Raw genomic sequence first — 16,748 nt, 5'->3', positions numbered from 1 at the left:
CCCGTGTCCCACCCGCCGCCTTTTGGCCTATTTTCAAGCAGCTACTTAGACCTCTGGCGGATAGACCCCGGCGAGAACCGCATCGAAATGGGCCCTGACGGCATCGTTGCAGCCGCAGGCCCGCGCATCGAGGCCCGGCCGATCCAGCACGCTGATGCCGCCGCGACGGGTCCGCAGGATGCCTTCGCGCTTGAAGCGCTGGAGCACGCGGCTGGCGTAGCTGCGGCCGATCCCCATCATCGAGGCCAATTGCTCCTGCGTCATCGTCACGTCGTTCCGCCCGATCCGGTCGATCGCCATCCCCAACCAGCGCGCGGCACGCTGCTCGATGGTATGGACGGCATTGCAGGCGGTCGACTGGAAGACCTGCGCCATCACGCAGTCGGCATAACGGGCAAAAAGATGGGCAATCGCAGGCGACATGCGCTTCACCTCGTCCAGCCGCTCGGTGCCGATGCGCCAGAAACGCCCGCGATGGAGCACGCTGGCACGCGCGAAGGCCGGCAGGCTGCCCTGGCTTACCACCCCGCCCAGCGCCCCTTCGCGGCCGACCAGCAAAGTCTCGACCAGTTCATTGCCATCCAATTCGACAAAAAAGGAGCAGATCGCCCCGCCACGCGGAAAATAGCAGAATTCCACAAGGTCGCCGGGACAATATAGCACCTGGCCCGCCGCATATTCGACGTCTTCGAGAAACGGCACCAGCAAATCCCGGTCGGCAGGCCGCAAGGCCCTCAGCAGATCGCTGTCTTCAAGACTGGCGATGGCACCCATAACCAATTTTTCCCTGATCCATTTTTCTACGACGACCTGAACGTCCCGGCCCAAGAATGGATCAGCGCCGTGCCACGCGAACCAGCGGGAAACGGCACCTGCATGCGGGGACGCACCCCCGACAACCGAAGCCCTTCGCCATGGTTCCCGCTCGGCTGGTCGCAAATCGACGAAGCGCACCGCGTATGCGGGAACAGACGTAGCGACGAAGGCGTTGGCGGAATATCCACAACCTCGAACAAGCCCGGAAAGGACGCGCCATGGCTCCCAATGTGCGCCAGACGTTCTGGAAAGCCTTCGCCGCCAACCCCGTCGTCATGATCCGGCTGGAGGGTGACGCCGGCCGCGGTGCCCCCCACGGCCAGGCCCATTGCGAAGCCCACAGCGAACCGATGACCGCCCTGCTGGACCGCGATGCCCATCATGCCGTCTGGTTCGTCTGTCGTCGCGACAATCGCATCGGCAGGGGAGGACGGGCTACGGCGCAAGTCATGACCCTGGGGCACGAAGTGTTCGCCTCGCTTTCCGGCACGCTGGTTGAGGAAACCGATCCTGCGGCACGCAGCCGTCACTGGAGCCAGGTGGCAGAAGACTGGTTCCCCCACGGGCACGACGATCCCGCCGTCACCATGCTGCGTTTCGAGATCGAGGATGCCGAAGTCTGGACGCTCGATGCCGGAATCAAGGGTCTGTTCCGCCTTGCAACGGGGGGAACCATCGATCCAGCACGCATCGGCGAGCACGAGACGGGTGTTGTCTGATAGCTGAAAGCGCCGGAAACGTTCCAGCCTTCGCGGCAAGCCTCTAGAACCATGCCGACGTTGCGGGACGCCCCGGCCTACTCGGCGCGCCGGAGCGGTTCCAGCTCCCGCGGGCGGGCACTTTCCGGGCATCCCGCCAGAGCATAGGCCACGGCCGAGAGAATGCCCTCGCGCGAGAACGGCTTCTGGACGATACCTACCGCCGTCGGCGCAGGCTGGTCGATCTGGCCGGGGTTGGCGGTGACGTAGATGACGCGCGAGCCGAACTTGACAGCGATTTCGCGGGCGATCGCCGGGCCGGTCAGACCATCGCGCAAGTTGAGGTCCACCAGCGCCACGTCCGGCGCCTCGCCCAGCAAGGCGACCGAGGCCGCATCGGGATAAGTGCCGAGGACGGCATGCCCTCCATCCGCGAGGATATCCTCGAGCTGGAGGGCAAGCAGGAATTCATCCTCGATAATGAGCACCTTGGCGCTTCTACCCCCGCAGGGGACCGGGGTCTCGCCGGCTTTTACAGTCTGGCCCAAAAGATCGTTGTCCTTGCAATCCAGCGCGTCATCCGACCTGTCATGCGGCGATTTGGTCCGCACCGTCGGCAATGGCGTCCGTATTGGCGATCCTGCGCAGCTCTTCGAAGAAGGCGTCGACCGCCTCTCCCGTCAGGACAAAATTGTGGCGGAAATCCGGGAGCTGACCGGATTCGAGAACTTTTGCCAGCATCGCGCGGGCGCGGCAGATACGGCTCTTCACGGTGCCCAGCGCGATGCCGCAGATCCGGGCGATCTCCTCGTAGGACAAGTTGCCCGCCGCCACCAGGATCAGTGCCTCGCGATAGGTTTCGGGAATGGTCGTCAGCGCACGCAGCACGTCGGCCAGTTCGATCGCACTTTCCTGGCCAGGCTCGGCACAGAGAATACGCTCGGCGGCAACTTCGTCGTACTCGCCATGGAATCGGGCGCGACGCGCTTCGCTGTAGAAATGGTTGCGCAGGATCGTGAAAGTCCACGCCTTGAAGTTGGTGCCCGCGGCATAACGATCGCGCGCGGCCCATGCCCGCAGCATCGCTTCCTGAGCAAGGTCGTCGGCGCGGTCGCGGCAGCCGCACAGGCCGCGCGCAAAGGCGCGAAGGTGCGGGGCGACTTCGGCCAGCGCACGCTTGAAGTCGCGGTCGTCGAGCCGCGCGACAAGCCCATGAGCCGGCTTGGCTTCGGCGACGGTCTCGGTGGTTGCAGGCATCTGGTTACCCTCCATGTCTGTTCATCCAGCGTTTGTTCACGCTGCCGCTGCCCGGGTGTGATGTGCCGTTCCTCTATTCTGGCCCATCGCTCCGAGCAAAGCGGTTCCCCACTCGGGATCAGTGCCGTGAAAACGCGGCCAAGTTGCAGAAAGTTCCCGGGAAAGACCCGACACCCGCAACGACCCGCCGCACCAGGAAAGCAACTCACCGGAGGATGACCAAAAACCGGACACGCCAGAACGCAGACCGGCGCCACCCTCCAGCGCCGCATCAGGATCGGTGTTATGGAAAAAATGCAAGAAGCGGCGGGAACAAACATCCGCGTCGAAAATTGAGGCCTCCGTCCACCTGTTACGGTGAGCGGAGGCCTGCGGGATCGGATCACCACCAGTTTGCGGGGGGGGGGAGCCGGTGGTGATACCGCTGGAACGCCGCCTCCCGCGATCGGTTCCCGACCTGGCCCGGTATGGGAAAAAATTTTGCTGTTGCCCTGCCCCGGCGTGGTTGTCAGACACGGGAACCGGTCGGGCGGAAAATGAAAATGCCGTGTCCGCACACGATGACTAACGGGAACTGTTTCCCAGGAGCCGAGGAATTCGATGTCCGTCTCTGACCAGATCGCCGCCCAGCTGCCTTATCTGCGCCGCTATGCACGCGCGCTTACCGGATCCCAGCAATCGGGCGACGCCTATGTTCGTGCCACGCTGGAGGCCGCGCTGGCCGACCGCGCCCTGCGCGACGAGATCGCCGGCAGCCGCGCCGCCTTCTACAAGGCCTTCACCCGGATCTGGGCCTCCGGCCATGTGGACCAGCCCAGCCCCACAGGCGATGCCGGCAGCCCCGAACAGGCCGCACAGGAACGGCTCGGACGCATCGCACCGGCCCACCGGCAGGCCCTGCTGCTGACCACCGTGGAGGAATTTTCACGCGCCGAAACCGCCACGATCCTGGGCGTCTCGCCCGAAGACGTGGACGCGCTCGTCCTCCAGGCAGTGACAGAGATCGACAGCGAAAGCGCCACCGATGTGCTTATCATCGAAGACGAGCCGCTGATCTCGATGCAGCTCGAAGGGCTGGTCGGCGATCTGGGCCACAATGTCGTCGGCACCGCGGCTACCCACAAGCAAGCGGTGGAGATCTTCTCGCGCAATCCTGCCGGCCTGGTGCTGGCCGATATCCAGCTCGCCGACGGCAGCTCGGGGATCGACGCGGTGGAAGACCTGCTGCGCTTCGGCGAAGTGCCGGTGATCTTCATCACTGCCTATCCCGAACGCCTGCTCACCGGCGAACGACCGGAACCGACTTATCTCGTCACCAAGCCGTTCCAGGAAGCCACAGTGCGCGCGGCGATCAGCCAAGCATTGTTCTTCCGCTCCAGCCAGCCGCTGGATTGAAAAAGGGGCCGGGTTTCCCTGCGCGGGACGCCCGGCTTCGCTGGATCAACAGGCTGGATTAGGTCGTAAACTCATAAACGGCACCATCGAGGCGCCCAAATGGCGAACAGCTCGGGCCGAAGTTGCCGCCGGGCGGGCTGGTTGCCCGTCCAAGGCAGCTTCGGTTGGAGATGGAAGCCATTTGGGCACCCCTTCGGGGTTTGCCCAAAATGGCCCAGCGCTGCATCGGGAAGTCTTGAAATATCGACATATTCCAGCGCCTTCCCTCCTGCCGCTGAGCCATTTTGCCTCAAACCTCGATGGTGCCGTTTATGAGTTTACGACCTAATAAAGCGCGGGCCGTTCACCGGCATTGATTGGCGGCAGGATCCGGCCAAAGCGATCGCGCGGGGCCTGCTCCTCGAAACCAATCGTCGGCGGATTGAAGCCGAGATGGCGCACCACCGCCTCATGCAGCGCGGTCGCGAAGCGCACGCCGGCACAGCCGTCATGGGCCCAGACGACTTCGCCTGCAGCCCGCTGGATGCCGCCGAGCCCGATCTCGATGGAATCGCCCACGTTCATCCGCATCGATCCCACGTCGATCATGCCCCCGCCGACCGAAAGATTATAAAGAAACACCCGCCCGGTTGTTTCACCAAGCCGGCAATCGACCTGCTTCTCGACGATCTGCCGATCCCAAGCGCGCGAATCCATAAACAAGCCCCCCTTGCGTGTCACTGTGCACACTAGGCGACTTTACTTAAGCAATCATAAAATTGCCCCGGACAGGCGCCTGGGCGCCTGGACAAGTTCGGCAGGGCAACCATGGCGTTGCCGAACTTGCCCACTCCGCTTAGGCTCAGGACCCATAAATCCTGCCTGCGAGGTTTGAATCAAAATGCCTCGGGGCGAGGAAGGAAGGCTTGGGAATATGTCCATATTTCAAGGCTTCCTGACGCTGCGCTGGGGCATTTTGATCAAATCCCTAAGGGACACCGGAATGGCTTCCATCTCGAACCAAAGCCGCTTTGGACGGGCAACCAGCCCGCCCGGCAGCCGCTTTGGCCCGATATGTTCGCCATTCCGGTGCCTCGCAGGCATGATTTATGGGTCCTGAGCCTAGTCGCGACGGTCGTTCCGCAAGGCAAACTCCCGGCTGGTGCGCACCGGCACCCGCAGGCGGCACTCGACACCGGCCGGCAAAAACTCCAGCTCGACATCGGACTTGAGTTCGTGGGCAACGATCTTCTCGATCAGGTCCCGCCCGAACCCGCGCTTGCCGGGGACCGCGACCGGTGGCCCCCCTTCCTCGCGCCAATGGACTTCGGCGAGGTCGGAGGCAATCTGGCGCCAGTGGACGTGGATGCGCCCTTCCGGCCGGCTCAGCGCCCCGTACTTGGCCGCATTGGTCGCCAGTTCGTGAATGGCAAGTCCCAGCGACATCGCATCATTGGGCGCCAGCCTGATCTCCGGCCCCGACATCTCGACGTGCCCCTCGCTGCCTTGCATATAAGGCGCCAATTCCGAACGAACGACGTCACCGAGTCCGGCATGGCGCCAATCCGACTGCGAAAGCAGATCGTGGGTCGCCGAAAGCGCGCGAATCCGGGCAGTCAGACTCTCGGTGAAGTCGTCGATATCGGTCGCCCGGCGGCGGGTCAGTGCGGCAATGGAGAGCACGTTGGCCAGTGTGTTCTTGACGCGGTGATTGAGTTCGCGGGTCAAGGAATTGCGGATCGCGGCCTGTCCCTGCAGCCACTCCAGCACACGCCGGTCCTCAGCCGAGCGGCGGGTGATGAACCGCGCGATGGCCATGACCATGAGCGAGGTCAGCGCTCCGAAAAACAGCGTAATGCGCGAAGCGGCCGACAGCAGGCCAACCTTGCGATCGCTGATCACGACCACCCAGGTGTGGCTGCCGACATCGATGCGCCGCTCCATCGTCGGTCCGGTGAGCCCCTCGGCCCGGCGTTCGGCCAGCAGGTTTTCGGGCGCCACCGCTCCATCGTAGATGGCCACGTCGATCTGGTCGGCGCGATAGAGTTCCGAGGCGGAGTTGAGGAAGGTCTCGGCGCGGAACGGGCTATAGACAAACCCCTTGACCTGACGCGACGATCCGCCACCGACAACTACGGGCATGTAGATCAGGAAACCCGCCGCCTCCGTCCTGCCGGCGTCCTGCACGAGATGGACCTTGCCCGACGCCACCGGTTTGCCGAGCTTCATCGCCTGCTGCATCGCGGCGCGCCGCACCGGATCGGAAAACATGTCGTAGGCACGGGCATCGCGATTGGGCTGGTCCTGCGGCTCGATGTAGAGGATCGGCGCCACCAGTTCCTGCCCGACGTCCGGCCGCGGGTGAACGATCCAGTCGAAATCGCCGCCGTCCAGCTGGGCCACTTCCAGCTCCGCCAGATGCTCGACCGGCACCAGCGGCGCCCAGCCCATGCCCAGCGACCCATAGAGGTTGCCCTTGCCCTGCAGGTCTTCGGCAAAGGCGCGGAACTGCTCCTCGCTGACGTCCCGCTGGCTGCCGAACAACGCCGCACCGGCACGCAGCAGCGCGATGTTCTCGGTCACCCGTCGTTCGAGCGCGGAGGATATCTCGACAAGGTTGCGATCCAGTTCGACCCGCCGGGTCTGGCGATCGGCCCGCTCGATCGCCATCACGGAAACCGCCGTGGTAATCGAGGCGATGATGAACAGCAGGAACGGCCAGCCGCGCGGATACTTGTGGAACCACGCCTGCTTCTGGACCCTGTCGAGCAGAGCCTGGTCAATCACCGGCGAAACTCCCCCGAAAGCTCAGAAACTTCAAAATCCGTAATCCCGATGCGCGGCTGGAACTGCGTGAGAAACGCAATGAGCGCCCCCTAGGGCACCCCATGGGACAAACTCTATGACAAGTCTTTGCTTGCGAGGGAACCATCGAGCCTCTCGATGGTTCCAGCGAAAACGATGCTAATCCGCAACCCCGCCAACCCCGCGCCCCAGACACCGTGTGGCACCTCGCCTTTTCCGGCTGGCGAAGCGGGCGGCATTGCCTTGCAGCCCGGTGCTGCAAACAATTGCATTTGGGGCAGCGGTCTTGACCCGCTCCCAGCCAGCACGCAAGTGTCCGGTTCGAAAGGAAGTTCGCAGTGAGTCAGTCTCCACGCAATGGCCAGCCGGGACCATCCGGCATGCCCCCGCAAGCCGGGACCGGAGCCGCGCGCCCCGGCGAAGGCGAGCCGGGCTGGGCCAGTGGACTGAGGAAGCTGTACAACTCCGTGGTCGACGAACCGCTTCCGGACAGCTTCAAGGACTTGCTCAAGAAGCTCGACGGAAGCGACGATGACTGAACGGCTCAGCCGCCCCCCGGCCGAAGCGGCATTCCGCGACGAACTTCTGGGTGTCCTGCCACACTTGCGCGCCTTTGCGCGCGGTCTTTCGGGGCGCCCCGACTTCGCCGACGATCTTGTGCAGGAGGCACTCATCAAGGCCTGGACCGCGCGGGAGCGTTATGCCGCCGGCACCAACATGCGTGCCTGGACTTTCGCGATCCTGCGCAACCATTACTTGTCCGAACTGCGCAAGAACCGGCGCATGACCGAACTCGACGAAGGCGCAGCGGAACGGCTGCTGGTGATGGAAGCCGATCAGGAAAGCCCGCTTCACCTCGGCGACATGGAAGCCGCGCTTCAGAAGCTGGCCCCCGAACGGCGCGAGGCGGTGCTGCTGGTCGGTGCCTCCGGCTTCAGCTACGAGGAGGCGGCGGACATCGCCGGTTGCCCGATCGGCACGATGAAAAGCCGGGTCGCCCGCGCCCGCGGCGATCTCACCCGGATGCTGGACGCCGAGCCCGACCTCTCGGCCCTGCCGATCACACGCGACTGACGGGTAGCGGTCGGAACCGGCCCTCTCGCTTGCGAGAGGGCCGAAATCCGGAAACAAACGCCTGATCGTCAGCCCTTTGCCTTGGCGATGGTGTAGTCCGCCATCGCGCCCCAGTCGCGGGCGGCGTAGCCACCTTCGACAGTCGCGCCCATCTGCGCATGGACGGCATCGAGCATCGGCAGGCTGCCCTGTGTGCCCGGCGCCGTCTCAGCCGCGAGTTCCTTGGCGAGGCGCAAGTCCTTGAGGCCCAGCACCGCCTTGAAGCCGGGCTCGTACTTGCCCTGCGCGATGATGCCCGAATAGTTCTGATAGACGCGGCTGCCGAACAGCGTGCCCAGCATCAGTTCGAAGAACGCCTCGCGCTCCACCCCCAGCCCTTCGGTGAGGACCACCGCCTCGGCCATGCCTTCGATGGCCATGGTGATCATCATGTTGCAGGCGATCTTGACGGCATTGGCGCGTGGCGCCTCCTCGCCCATGTCCCAGACTTTGCCGGCAATCGCGGCGAACACCGGATCAAGCCCTGCGCGCAAGGCCGAAGGCCCGGCAAGGATCACGTTGAGCTGCCCCGCCGCCGCCACATCCGGGCGCCCCAGCACTGGTGCCGAGAGATAGCCGACGCCCGCCGCCGCGTGCCGCTCCACCAGTTCGCGTGCGAAGGCCACCGAGATCGTCGAGCAGACAAGGTGTGTCACTCCGTTCGGGGCGCGGTCCAGCACGCCGCTGTCCAGCAGCACCTCGCGGATCGCGCCGTCTTCCGAAAGCATCGTCAGCACCACGTCGCCTGCAAAAGCCTCTGCGGGGGTGGCGACCATCTCGACGCCCTCCAGCTCGCCGCCCGAGCGGTTCCCAGAGCGGTTCCACGCGCGCACGCGGTGCCCGGCCTTGGCCAGATTGCGCGCCATGGCGCTGCCCATGGCGCCAAGGCCGATGAATCCGATATCCATGTAAGCGAATTCCTATTGCCGATAAAAAGCAAAGGGCCGGACCGCCTTTCGGCGACCCGGCCCTTTTTCAGAAACCTATGTTGAGGTTTCGTGGCTTACGCCGGGTAGGTCCAGGCCGTGCCACGAGCGAAGTTCTCGCTGGCGAAGTCCCAGTTGATGAGGTTTTCAAGCACGGCCTTCACATAGGCGGGGCGCTTGTTCATCTGGTCGATGTAGTAAGCGTGCTCCCACACGTCGATGGTCAGCAGCGGCACCACGTCGGTGGTGATCGGGCAGCCGGCGTCGTGGGTCGAGATGACCTTGAGCGTGCCGCCGTCGACGACCAGCCAGGCCCAGCCCGACGCGAAGTGGTTCACGGCTTCATTCGAGAGCGCTTCGAGCAGCGCGTCGATCGAACCGAAGTCCTTGTCGATGGCGGCGGCGAGTTCGGCGCTCGGCGCGGTCTTCGACGGGCTCATCGAGTGCCAGTAGAAACCGTGGTTCCAGATCTGGGCGGCGTTGTTGAACAGCGGGCCCGAGGCGGTCTTGGTGACTTCCTCGACCGTCTTGTCGGCATTGGCGGTGCCTTCGACGGCGGCGTTCAGCTTGTCGACGTAAGTCTTGTGGTGGGCGCCGTGGTGGATTTCCAGCGTCTTGGCCGAGATATGCGGTTCGAGCGCATCCTGTGCGTAGGGCAGCGGCATCAGGGAAATGGTCATGGCTGTCTTCCTGTTTCAGGTTATGAATCTGTCGAACACCGGAGCCCCGCCATGGCGCCCGCCGGAAAACCGGCGTGCGGACATCAAACGAGGCCCCTGCGCGTCACCGCGCGTCGTCGGCGTATGTCTGACCTATTGCCCGACAATTCAAGCATTCATTGGCGGCATTTTGTTTGCACGGCGCTACATATGCTTGCAGACCGTGCCCTGCGCTGATGCGAAGAGGGACGGCAGCACGCAGGCTGCCGTCCCTCTCGGTTCGGGTTCGGGTCGGGCCAAACCGCCGCGATAACGTCAGCGGATGGAACCGCGACGGAACAGGTTGACGATCGCCAGCAGCACCACCGCGCCCAGGAACGAGGCAAACAGCGACATGATGTCGAACGCGCCGCTGGTGATAGGCGCACCGCCGATCAGCGGGGTGATCAGTACACCGGCGATCAGGGCACCGACAACGCCAACAACAACATTGAGGAAAATACCCTGCTGCGCATCCGTTCGCATCAGGATCGAAGCCAGCCAGCCGATGACGCCACCGACCACGAGTACAAGCAGAAGAGTCATTGTTGCATCTCCGAATAGGGTCGTAGTGCATCAATAACGGACGCAATCCTCGTCGGTTCCTTTAAGCCGGCAACAATTTGTCGCAACCGCCGGAATGCTTGGCAGCGACACCGTGCGCGCAGCCCAAGGCAAGGCTCAACTCAAAGCCAGCCCTCGGCCATGTACCATTCCGCCGTTGCCCGCAGGCCATCGGTCGTGGCGATCCGGGGCTGCCAGATTGCGTCCGGCACATGGGCATGCGCGCCGACCACCCAGTCAGGATGGCTGAAATAGGCAGCCCGGTCCGGCGTCATCTTCGCCTTGTCGCCGCGCAGGAAGTGGTCGGCCTTGGCCACCGCCATCAAGGCCCCGCGCGACAGGCCCGGCGCCCAGATTCGCTTGCCCACGGCAATGCCGATGGCCCGCGCCATCTCGCCGTGCTCCCAGCCTTCGGGCTTGCCGTCGTCGGGCTCGAGCGTGCAACCGGTAACGCCCTCGCCGCGCGCCGTCACCAGCGCCACCAGCAGGCGCGCCAGATCCTCGACATGGATCATCGAAGCCCTGCCGTGCTTGGGCACCGGCACCACGCCCCAGCGGGCCGCGCGGAACAGTTCGAACATCTCCTTGTCGCGCGGGCCGTAGATGGCCGGCGGCCGCACGATAGTCCAGTCAAGCGGACTCGCCATGACCAGTTTTTCGGCCCGCGCCTTGGAAGCACCATAGGCCGAGAGCTGCGGCTCCCGCGCGGAAAGCGAGGAGACGTAGACAAAGCGCGCGATGCCCTTGATCACCGCGGTCTCGATCAGGTTGAGCGTGCCGGTGACATTGCCGATCTCGAACCCGGCTGCATCGGGCGCGTTGACCACCCCGGCGACATGGACGATCGCCTCGGCCCCGCGCGTCAGTTCGGAAAGCGAACCGGTGTCGCGCAGTTCGCCGCGCACCCAGGTGACGTGCTCGACGGGCTCCTGCGCGCTGCGGGTAAGCGCACGCACGTGGTAGCCGGCACGCAAGGCCTCATCGAGCGTGGAGCGGCCGAGAAAGCCGGTGGCGCCGGTCAGCGCGATGACGGGACGATCGTTGGGATTCATGCCTTTTCCGGTCGGGCTTTGAGCACCATCTGGTCGCGGTGGACCACGGATGAGCGCGGCGCGTAACCGAGCACGGCCGCCTGTTCGCTCGAATGAAGCCCCCTGATCGCCGCACATTCCCCAGCGGCATATTCGGACAGGCCATGCGCGATGACATGCCCCTTCGCATCGGTCACGGCCACGGCATCGCCGCGCTCGAACGCGCCCTCGACCCCGGTCACCCCCTTGGCCAGCAGGCTGGAACCGCGCAGCAGCGCCGCCGCAGCGCCGTCATCGACGTGGATAGTGCCGGTGAGGCGCAAGCGCCCGCCGAGCCATGCCCGCCGCATGCCGCCTCGCGTCCCGGCCTTGCCGCGCGGCAGGAACAGCGTGCCGACGCCGCCCGCGATGATGCGGTCAATCGGACGTTCCACCTGGCCATTGCCGATGACCATGGCGATGCCCGCCAGTTCGGCGATCTCGGCAGCCTGAAGCTTGGAGATCATGCCCCCCGAACCCATGCCCGAGTTCGATTCGGCGCTGGCCATGGCGCGCACTTCGGCCGTGACGCCTTCCACCACCGGGATCATCGCCGCGCCGGGCAGCTTGGGATGGCGGTCGTAAAGTCCATCGATGTCCGAGAGCAGCAGCACCGCGTTCGCCTGCGCGGCCTGCGCGACGCGGGCGGCAAGGCGGTCGTTGTCGCCGAAGCGGATTTCCTCGGTGGCCACCGAATCGTTCTCGTTAATCACCGGCACCGCGCCTGCATCGAGCAGACGCCCCAGCGTGGCGGTGACGTTGAGGTAGCGGCGGCGCTCCTCAAGGTCTTCCAGCGTCAGCAGCATCTGCGCGGCGGTAATGCCATGCGTGCCCAGCAGTTCCGCCCAGAGACCCGAAAGCGCGATCTGCCCCACTGCCGCACTCGCCTGCGCATCGGCGAGCGAGCCGCGACCACCTTTCTCCAGCCCCAGCGTCGCCGCCCCCAGCGCGATGGCGCCCGAGGAGACCACAATCACCTGCTGCCCGCGCAGGCGCGCCGCGGCGATCTCGGCAACCAGCGCGGTCAGCCAGGCACGACGCACGCCCTGACGGCCGACAAGCAGCGCGGAGCCGACCTTGACGACAAGGCGCGGACACGAGGCGGGATCGGAAAGGTCGTTGAGACGGGCGATGGGCATTTGCTGGAAGCCTCTAGGTGAAATGACCCGTGCTGGAAAGCGCCCGTTTGTGAAAGAATCGACACCTTGTCCCGCCTCGGCAACACGCGGGTGCCCGGATGTGCCCCGCTTCGGCCAGTTTGCCGGCCGGCCCTGCCCCTTTCAGCCGATTGCCGCGCGCCGGGCTTGCCGTGCGCGCAGCATCTCGTGCCCGCTGACCAGCAGGATACCGGCGATCACCATCGCCGCGCCGACGATGAAGGCCGGCTCCAACCGCTCGCCCAGCAGCGCCACACCAAAGGCAACCCCGAACAACGGCGTCATGAACGACAGCACGCCAAGCCGCGAGGCCAGATAGATCCGCAGCATCCCGAACCAGACCAACAGGCTGACCAGCGAGACGCCTACAGTCTGGAAAGCAAGGCTCACCCCCAGCAGCGGCGTCAGGGCGACGTGGGTCTGGTCCGTCGCCAGTGCCAGCACGCCAAGCAGCACAAAGGCACCGAGCAGCTGGTAAAGCGTCGTCACCGTGCTGGGCGCATGAGAAAGCTTCGAGAAACGCAGCGTCAGTGTCGTTGCGCCCCAGGATGCCCCGGCGCCGATGCCCATGAGATCGCCGATCCAAGCGGAATCGCGCGCGCCCCCGCTGGTCGCCCCGAAACCGGCCCCGCCGAGAAACGATACCGCCACGCCCGCAAAGGCGAGGGCAATGCCCAGCCATTGCAGCGGGCTCAGCCGCTCTTCCGGCAGCCCGACATGGAGGCCAAGCGCGGTGAAGATCGGGGCTGTATACAGAAAGATGCCCATGTGCGAGGCACTGGTGAAGCGCAGCCCCTCCCCCATGAACAGGTATTCGAGCGCAAACAGTACACCGATCGCAAGGCCGGGCTTCCAAGTGCCGCCGCGCAGGGCATGGCCGTCACCCCGGAGGAATACGAGAGCGGCGATCGCCACTGCCGCCAGCCCCGAACGCAGCGATATCTGCAAAACCGGCGCCATGTCCGGCGCAGCGGCCTTAAGCGCCGTCTGCTGCATGCCCCAGATCGCGCAGAGGCCGACCATCAGCAAGGCCGCGCGCCCGTCCACAGGCAGGCGCTGGTTCGGGTTCAGGCTTGTGTTCGGATTCGTGTTCGCTTCCGTCATGACCGGCGCCGGCAAGAGCGCACGATCAGATCGGCGACCAGGGCTTTTCGTCGGCCTCTTCCTGCTCGCCCTCGGGACGCTCGGTCACCGTGGCGGCGGGAAGATAGTCGATCACCGCGTCGAGCAGCTTGGACATGCCCTTGCCGGTCGCGCCCGAGATCGGGAAGACTTCGTGGGCCCCCGCCTTGAGCAGTTCCCTGGCATATTCGGCGGCAAGCTCGTCGTCGACGAGGTCGATCTTGTTGAGCGCAACGAGACGCGGCTTGCCATCGAGATCCCCGCCGTAGGCCTCAAGCTCTTCCTCGACGATATGCATCGCCTCGACCGGATCGTCGTTGGAAATGTCGATCAGGTGGACCAGCACGCGGCAGCGTTCGATATGACCGAGGAAACGGTCGCCAATGCCCGCGCCATCGGCAGCACCGGCGATCAGGCCGGGGATGTCGGCCAGCACGAACTCGCGGTTCTTGTGGGTGACGACGCCGAGCTGCGGACGCAGCGTGGTGAAGGCATAGTTGCCGACTTTCGCCTTGGCGTTCGACAGCTTGTTGATGAAGGTGGACTTGCCCGCATTGGGCATGCCGACGAGACCGACGTCGGCAAGCAGCTTCAGGCGCAGCCAGACCCACATTTCCTGTGCCGGGATACCGGGCTGGTGCTGGCGCGGCGCGCGGTTGGTGCTGGTCTTGTAGCTGGCATTGCCGCGCCCGCCCATGCCGCCTTCGAGCAGCGTCACGCGCTGACCGGCCTCCGTAAGGTCGGCCAGGACCGTTTCGCGGTCCTCGTCGTCGATGATCTGGGTGCCGACGGGAACCTTGATGACCAGGTCCTTGCCCTGCGCACCATTGCGGTTCTTGCCCATGCCGTGGCCGCCGCGCGGCGCCTTGAAGTGCTGGGTATAACGAAAGTCGATCAGCGTGTTGAGCCCGGCCACGGCCTCGAACACGATGTCGGCGCCCTTGCCGCCGTTGCCGCCGTCGGGGCCGCCGTATTCCACGTACTTCTCGCGACGGAACGAGACCGCGCCAGGGCCACCGGCGCCGGAACGGATGTAGATTTTCGCCTGGTCAAGAAAATGCATGGGTACGGTCCAGCGGGTTCAAAGACGGCCACAAGCGGAAACGCACCTTAGGCACGCACCCGTGGGCAGATAAACAAAAAACCCGACCTTGTCGCGCATCCACGCCTCGGGTCGGGGTAGAACCGGTTCATCCGGCTCAGGTCAGTCATGTAAGGATTGGTGGAGCCGAGGGGGATCGAACCCCTGACCTCGTCATTGCGAACGACGCGCTCTCCCATCTGAGCTACGGCCCCGTTCCAGTCCTTCACCGACGCGGCGCACCGTATCGGGAGCGCTCCCTTAGCGGGAAGCACGCAGGGTTGGAAGAGCAAAACCGCAAGGCCTCCGAAAAAACGAAAAGGCCCGCCCCCTGCCATGAGGGAGCGGGCCTTTTCGTTTCAACGCCTTGATGCTATTGTGCCGAAGCCTGCTGCGGCGCCTTGACCGTCGAGCCGACCGCCACGGGCGTGCTTCCCGATGCGGCACCTGCCTGGCCAGCGCCATAACGCGCTTCCCACGCGGCAAGATCAGCGCGGTATTGCTCGTAGCTGTTGAAGAACTCCATGTAGGGAGCCTCCGCCTTGGCGAGGTCGGCCACGGCAATGCTGTCCAGCTGGTTGGCCGGCTGCGCTTCCAGTTCGGCGGACAGGGCGATCATCGCGTTGCACAGCGAAGGCACCACCGGCGGCAGTGCGAAGAAGTTGTAGACCTGGGTCTGATAGGTCTCGCGCGCCTTGATACCGCTCCTGCCGGCGCCGTAACGCTTGGCGAATTCCTTATCGACCGCCTTGTTGGTAGCCGCCAGCGCCTTGGCATGGCGCACCAGGAAGACCTTGTAGCCTGCCAGGATCGGCCCGTGATCGGGGCCCATGCAATTCAGCGCGGCGACGTTGTAGGCCGAACGCAGATTCCACAGCGCCTGCGCCTGCGAAATGCCCGAATTGACCGTCACGCGCGCGCCGTTTGCCGCAAGAACGGGGATCATCATGTTGGCCTGCGCGCCCATCGGCGGCATCGGCCGCGGCGGGATCACGATGGCCGGCGGCGGCGGCGGCGGCGCAACCGCAACCTTTTGCGGGCCGCAGCCCGAAAGTCCCATGACGAGCGAACCTGCCGCCAGCGAAAGGCCCACCATGAGGCCCCGTTTGTTCAGGTTAACCACCCCGATAAACTCCAATTTGCCTATGAACGTATACTTACCGCGACAAACGCCCAAAGAAAATGCCCGGTGCGACGAATCGCACCGGGCATTGCAACAGCCAACCGTGGAAAACGGTGGATTACCTGCGATCGCCGAGGAAGCTCAGCAGGAACTGGAACATGTTGATGAAGTCCAGGTAGAGGCTGAGCGCACCCATGACCACGGCCTTGCCGATGAACTCGGTGCCGCGCAGGTGGTAATACTGGTTCTTGAGCATCTGCGTGTCATAGGCGGTCAGACCCGCGAAGATCAGCACGCCGAGGATCGAGATACCCGTCTGCAGCGCCGAGGACTGCACGAACAGGTTGACCAGCATCGCGACCAGGATGCCGAACAGGCCCATGATCATGAAGGTGCCGAAACCCGACAGGTCCTTCTTGGTGGTGTAGCCCACCAGGCTCAGGCCCGCGAAAGCAGCCGCCGTCGCGAAGAAGGTGGTCGCGATCGAAGCGCCGGTGAAGACCAGGAAGATCGAGGCCATCGACAGGCCCATGACCACGCAGAAACCCCAGTAGAGCATCTGCAGCGTCGAGGTCTGCATGCGCTGGAAACCGAAGTTCATCGCCAGCAGGAACCCGAGCGGCGCGAACATCAGGACAAAGCGCAGGGGGCTGGTCAGCACCTGCACGGCCATGCCGGAATTGGCAAAGAGCAGCGCCACAACGCCCGAAAGCAGGACGCCGGAAGCCATGTAGTTGTAGATCGACAGCATGTAGCGACGCAGGCCCGCATCATATGCGACCTTGCCGCCGGTCCTGCCGTCAAGGCTCGGAGACGCTCCGAAGCCCGAACGGGGCTGGGGGTCGTTCCAATTCGCCATGTCACACTCCCTTAGACGGGTTTATCCGCCAAATGCGGAAACCCGGACCACCCGAATATCGCCCCGGCCCCCTCGCTTTTCAAGG

Annotated in this window: 18 protein-coding genes and 1 tRNA gene; 4 read left to right on the top strand and 15 right to left on the bottom strand. The window is 64.6% G+C overall.

The window, feature by feature from the left end:
- Nucleotides 1-45: 45 nt before the first annotated feature.
- Entirely contained in the window at nucleotides 46-774 is a 729-nt protein-coding gene (locus DM450_RS03465) for a Crp/Fnr family transcriptional regulator (protein WP_142632613.1), read from the bottom strand.
- A 260-nt stretch (nucleotides 775-1,034) separates the two neighbouring features.
- Between DM450_RS03465 and DM450_RS03460 the strand changes: the two genes are divergently transcribed.
- Nucleotides 1,035-1,535, top strand: coding sequence for a pyridoxamine 5'-phosphate oxidase family protein (locus DM450_RS03460; RefSeq protein WP_142632612.1), 501 nt, complete (start codon nucleotides 1,035-1,037; stop codon nucleotides 1,533-1,535).
- A gap of 77 nt (nucleotides 1,536-1,612) precedes the next feature.
- Here DM450_RS03460 and DM450_RS03455 read toward each other — a convergent pair whose 3' ends face one another.
- Together DM450_RS03455 and DM450_RS03450 are read right to left on the bottom strand one after the other, a co-directional pair.
- A complete protein-coding gene (locus DM450_RS03455) occupies nucleotides 1,613-2,002 on the bottom strand; it encodes a response regulator (protein WP_260610140.1) in 390 nt (129 codons plus the stop codon).
- Between the two features lie 100 nt (nucleotides 2,003-2,102).
- On the bottom strand, nucleotides 2,103-2,771 hold the full coding sequence (locus DM450_RS03450) for a sigma-70 family RNA polymerase sigma factor (protein ID WP_142632610.1): 669 nt from the start codon (nucleotides 2,769-2,771) through the stop codon (nucleotides 2,103-2,105).
- A 600-nt stretch (nucleotides 2,772-3,371) separates the two neighbouring features.
- Here DM450_RS03450 and DM450_RS03445 point away from each other — a divergent pair.
- Nucleotides 3,372-4,166, top strand: a complete 795-nt coding sequence (locus DM450_RS03445) for a response regulator (RefSeq protein ID WP_142632609.1) — start codon at nucleotides 3,372-3,374, stop codon at nucleotides 4,164-4,166.
- A 324-nt stretch (nucleotides 4,167-4,490) separates the two neighbouring features.
- Here the strand turns inward: DM450_RS03445 and DM450_RS03440 are convergent, their stop codons facing one another.
- A complete protein-coding gene (locus DM450_RS03440) occupies nucleotides 4,491-4,862 on the bottom strand; it encodes a PilZ domain-containing protein (RefSeq protein WP_142632608.1) in 372 nt (123 codons plus the stop codon).
- A 405-nt stretch (nucleotides 4,863-5,267) separates the two neighbouring features.
- A complete protein-coding gene (locus DM450_RS03430) occupies nucleotides 5,268-6,932 on the bottom strand; it encodes a CHASE domain-containing protein (RefSeq protein WP_142632607.1) in 1,665 nt (554 codons plus the stop codon).
- Nucleotides 6,933-7,288: 356 nt separating this feature from the next.
- On the opposite strand from DM450_RS03430, the gene DM450_RS03425 reads away from it, so the two are divergent.
- A complete protein-coding gene (locus DM450_RS03425) occupies nucleotides 7,289-7,489 on the top strand; it encodes a NepR family anti-sigma factor (RefSeq protein ID WP_142632606.1) in 201 nt (66 codons plus the stop codon).
- Complete coding sequence (locus tag DM450_RS03420; RefSeq protein ID WP_142632605.1) at nucleotides 7,482-8,024, top strand: sigma-70 family RNA polymerase sigma factor; 543 nt, start codon at nucleotides 7,482-7,484, stop codon at nucleotides 8,022-8,024. The genes DM450_RS03425 and DM450_RS03420 overlap by 8 nt, the downstream gene beginning before the upstream one ends.
- Nucleotides 8,025-8,092: 68 nt before the next feature.
- Here DM450_RS03420 and DM450_RS03415 read toward each other — a convergent pair whose 3' ends face one another.
- The 10 genes from DM450_RS03415 to DM450_RS03370 all read right to left on the bottom strand — a co-directional run bounded on the left by DM450_RS03415 (nucleotide 8,093) and on the right by DM450_RS03370 (nucleotide 16,663).
- Nucleotides 8,093-8,971, bottom strand: a complete 879-nt coding sequence (locus tag DM450_RS03415) for an NAD(P)-dependent oxidoreductase (protein WP_142632604.1) — start codon at nucleotides 8,969-8,971, stop codon at nucleotides 8,093-8,095.
- A gap of 95 nt (nucleotides 8,972-9,066) precedes the next feature.
- A complete protein-coding gene (locus DM450_RS03410; protein ID WP_142632603.1) occupies nucleotides 9,067-9,669 on the bottom strand; it encodes a superoxide dismutase in 603 nt (200 codons plus the stop codon).
- Between the two features lie 294 nt (nucleotides 9,670-9,963).
- Nucleotides 9,964-10,233, bottom strand: a complete 270-nt coding sequence (locus tag DM450_RS03405; protein WP_142632602.1) for a GlsB/YeaQ/YmgE family stress response membrane protein — start codon at nucleotides 10,231-10,233, stop codon at nucleotides 9,964-9,966.
- Nucleotides 10,234-10,373: 140 nt separating this feature from the next.
- Complete coding sequence (locus tag DM450_RS03400; RefSeq protein WP_142632601.1) at nucleotides 10,374-11,303, bottom strand: NAD-dependent epimerase/dehydratase family protein; 930 nt, start codon at nucleotides 11,301-11,303, stop codon at nucleotides 10,374-10,376.
- On the bottom strand, nucleotides 11,300-12,460 hold the full coding sequence (proB, locus tag DM450_RS03395; protein ID WP_142632600.1) for a glutamate 5-kinase: 1,161 nt from the start codon (nucleotides 12,458-12,460) through the stop codon (nucleotides 11,300-11,302). The genes DM450_RS03400 and proB overlap by 4 nt, the downstream gene beginning before the upstream one ends.
- Nucleotides 12,461-12,601: 141 nt before the next feature.
- On the bottom strand, nucleotides 12,602-13,582 hold the full coding sequence (locus tag DM450_RS03390) for a DMT family transporter (protein WP_142632599.1): 981 nt from the start codon (nucleotides 13,580-13,582) through the stop codon (nucleotides 12,602-12,604).
- 25 nt (nucleotides 13,583-13,607) lie between these two features.
- The gene (obgE, locus tag DM450_RS03385; RefSeq protein WP_142632598.1) at nucleotides 13,608-14,663 is read right to left on the bottom strand and encodes a GTPase ObgE; all 1,056 of its coding nucleotides are present in this window, start codon (nucleotides 14,661-14,663) and stop codon (nucleotides 13,608-13,610) included.
- 157 nt (nucleotides 14,664-14,820) lie between these two features.
- Nucleotides 14,821-14,896: transfer RNA gene (locus DM450_RS03380), tRNA-Ala, on the bottom strand.
- A gap of 158 nt (nucleotides 14,897-15,054) precedes the next feature.
- Complete coding sequence (locus DM450_RS03375) at nucleotides 15,055-15,804, bottom strand: hypothetical protein (protein WP_142632597.1); 750 nt, start codon at nucleotides 15,802-15,804, stop codon at nucleotides 15,055-15,057.
- A 118-nt stretch (nucleotides 15,805-15,922) separates the two neighbouring features.
- Nucleotides 15,923-16,663: a Bax inhibitor-1/YccA family protein gene (locus tag DM450_RS03370; RefSeq protein WP_142632596.1), complete on the bottom strand. Its 741-nt coding sequence runs from the start codon at nucleotides 16,661-16,663 to the stop codon at nucleotides 15,923-15,925.
- Nucleotides 16,664-16,748 lie beyond the last annotated feature (85 nt).

Origin of the sequence: Sphingomonas sp. IC081, assembly GCF_006874585.1 — a bacterium.
Classification (GTDB): domain Bacteria; phylum Pseudomonadota; class Alphaproteobacteria; order Sphingomonadales; family Sphingomonadaceae; genus Novosphingobium.
Note: the sequence above shows the minus strand (reverse complement) of the source record. Positions and strands in the feature narration are given on the sequence as shown.

Coding starts and splice junctions, on each gene's coding strand:
- DM450_RS03465 (WP_142632613.1), bottom strand. CDS start 774: ATGGGTGCCATCGCCAGTCTTGAAGACAGCGATCTGCTGAGGGCCTTG.
- DM450_RS03460 (WP_142632612.1), top strand. CDS start 1,035: ATGGCTCCCAATGTGCGCCAGACGTTCTGGAAAGCCTTCGCCGCCAAC.
- DM450_RS03450 (WP_142632610.1), bottom strand. CDS start 2,771: ATGCCTGCAACCACCGAGACCGTCGCCGAAGCCAAGCCGGCTCATGGG.
- DM450_RS03445 (WP_142632609.1), top strand. CDS start 3,372: ATGTCCGTCTCTGACCAGATCGCCGCCCAGCTGCCTTATCTGCGCCGC.
- DM450_RS03440 (WP_142632608.1), bottom strand. CDS start 4,862: ATGGATTCGCGCGCTTGGGATCGGCAGATCGTCGAGAAGCAGGTCGAT.
- DM450_RS03420 (WP_142632605.1), top strand. CDS start 7,482: ATGACTGAACGGCTCAGCCGCCCCCCGGCCGAAGCGGCATTCCGCGAC.
- DM450_RS03415 (WP_142632604.1), bottom strand. CDS start 8,971: ATGGATATCGGATTCATCGGCCTTGGCGCCATGGGCAGCGCCATGGCG.
- DM450_RS03410 (WP_142632603.1), bottom strand. CDS start 9,669: ATGACCATTTCCCTGATGCCGCTGCCCTACGCACAGGATGCGCTCGAA.
- DM450_RS03405 (WP_142632602.1), bottom strand. CDS start 10,233: ATGACTCTTCTGCTTGTACTCGTGGTCGGTGGCGTCATCGGCTGGCTG.
- DM450_RS03400 (WP_142632601.1), bottom strand. CDS start 11,303: ATGAATCCCAACGATCGTCCCGTCATCGCGCTGACCGGCGCCACCGGC.
- proB (WP_142632600.1), bottom strand. CDS start 12,460: ATGCCCATCGCCCGTCTCAACGACCTTTCCGATCCCGCCTCGTGTCCG.
- DM450_RS03390 (WP_142632599.1), bottom strand. CDS start 13,582: ATGACGGAAGCGAACACGAATCCGAACACAAGCCTGAACCCGAACCAG.
- obgE (WP_142632598.1), bottom strand. CDS start 14,663: ATGCATTTTCTTGACCAGGCGAAAATCTACATCCGTTCCGGCGCCGGT.
- DM450_RS03370 (WP_142632596.1), bottom strand. CDS start 16,663: ATGGCGAATTGGAACGACCCCCAGCCCCGTTCGGGCTTCGGAGCGTCT.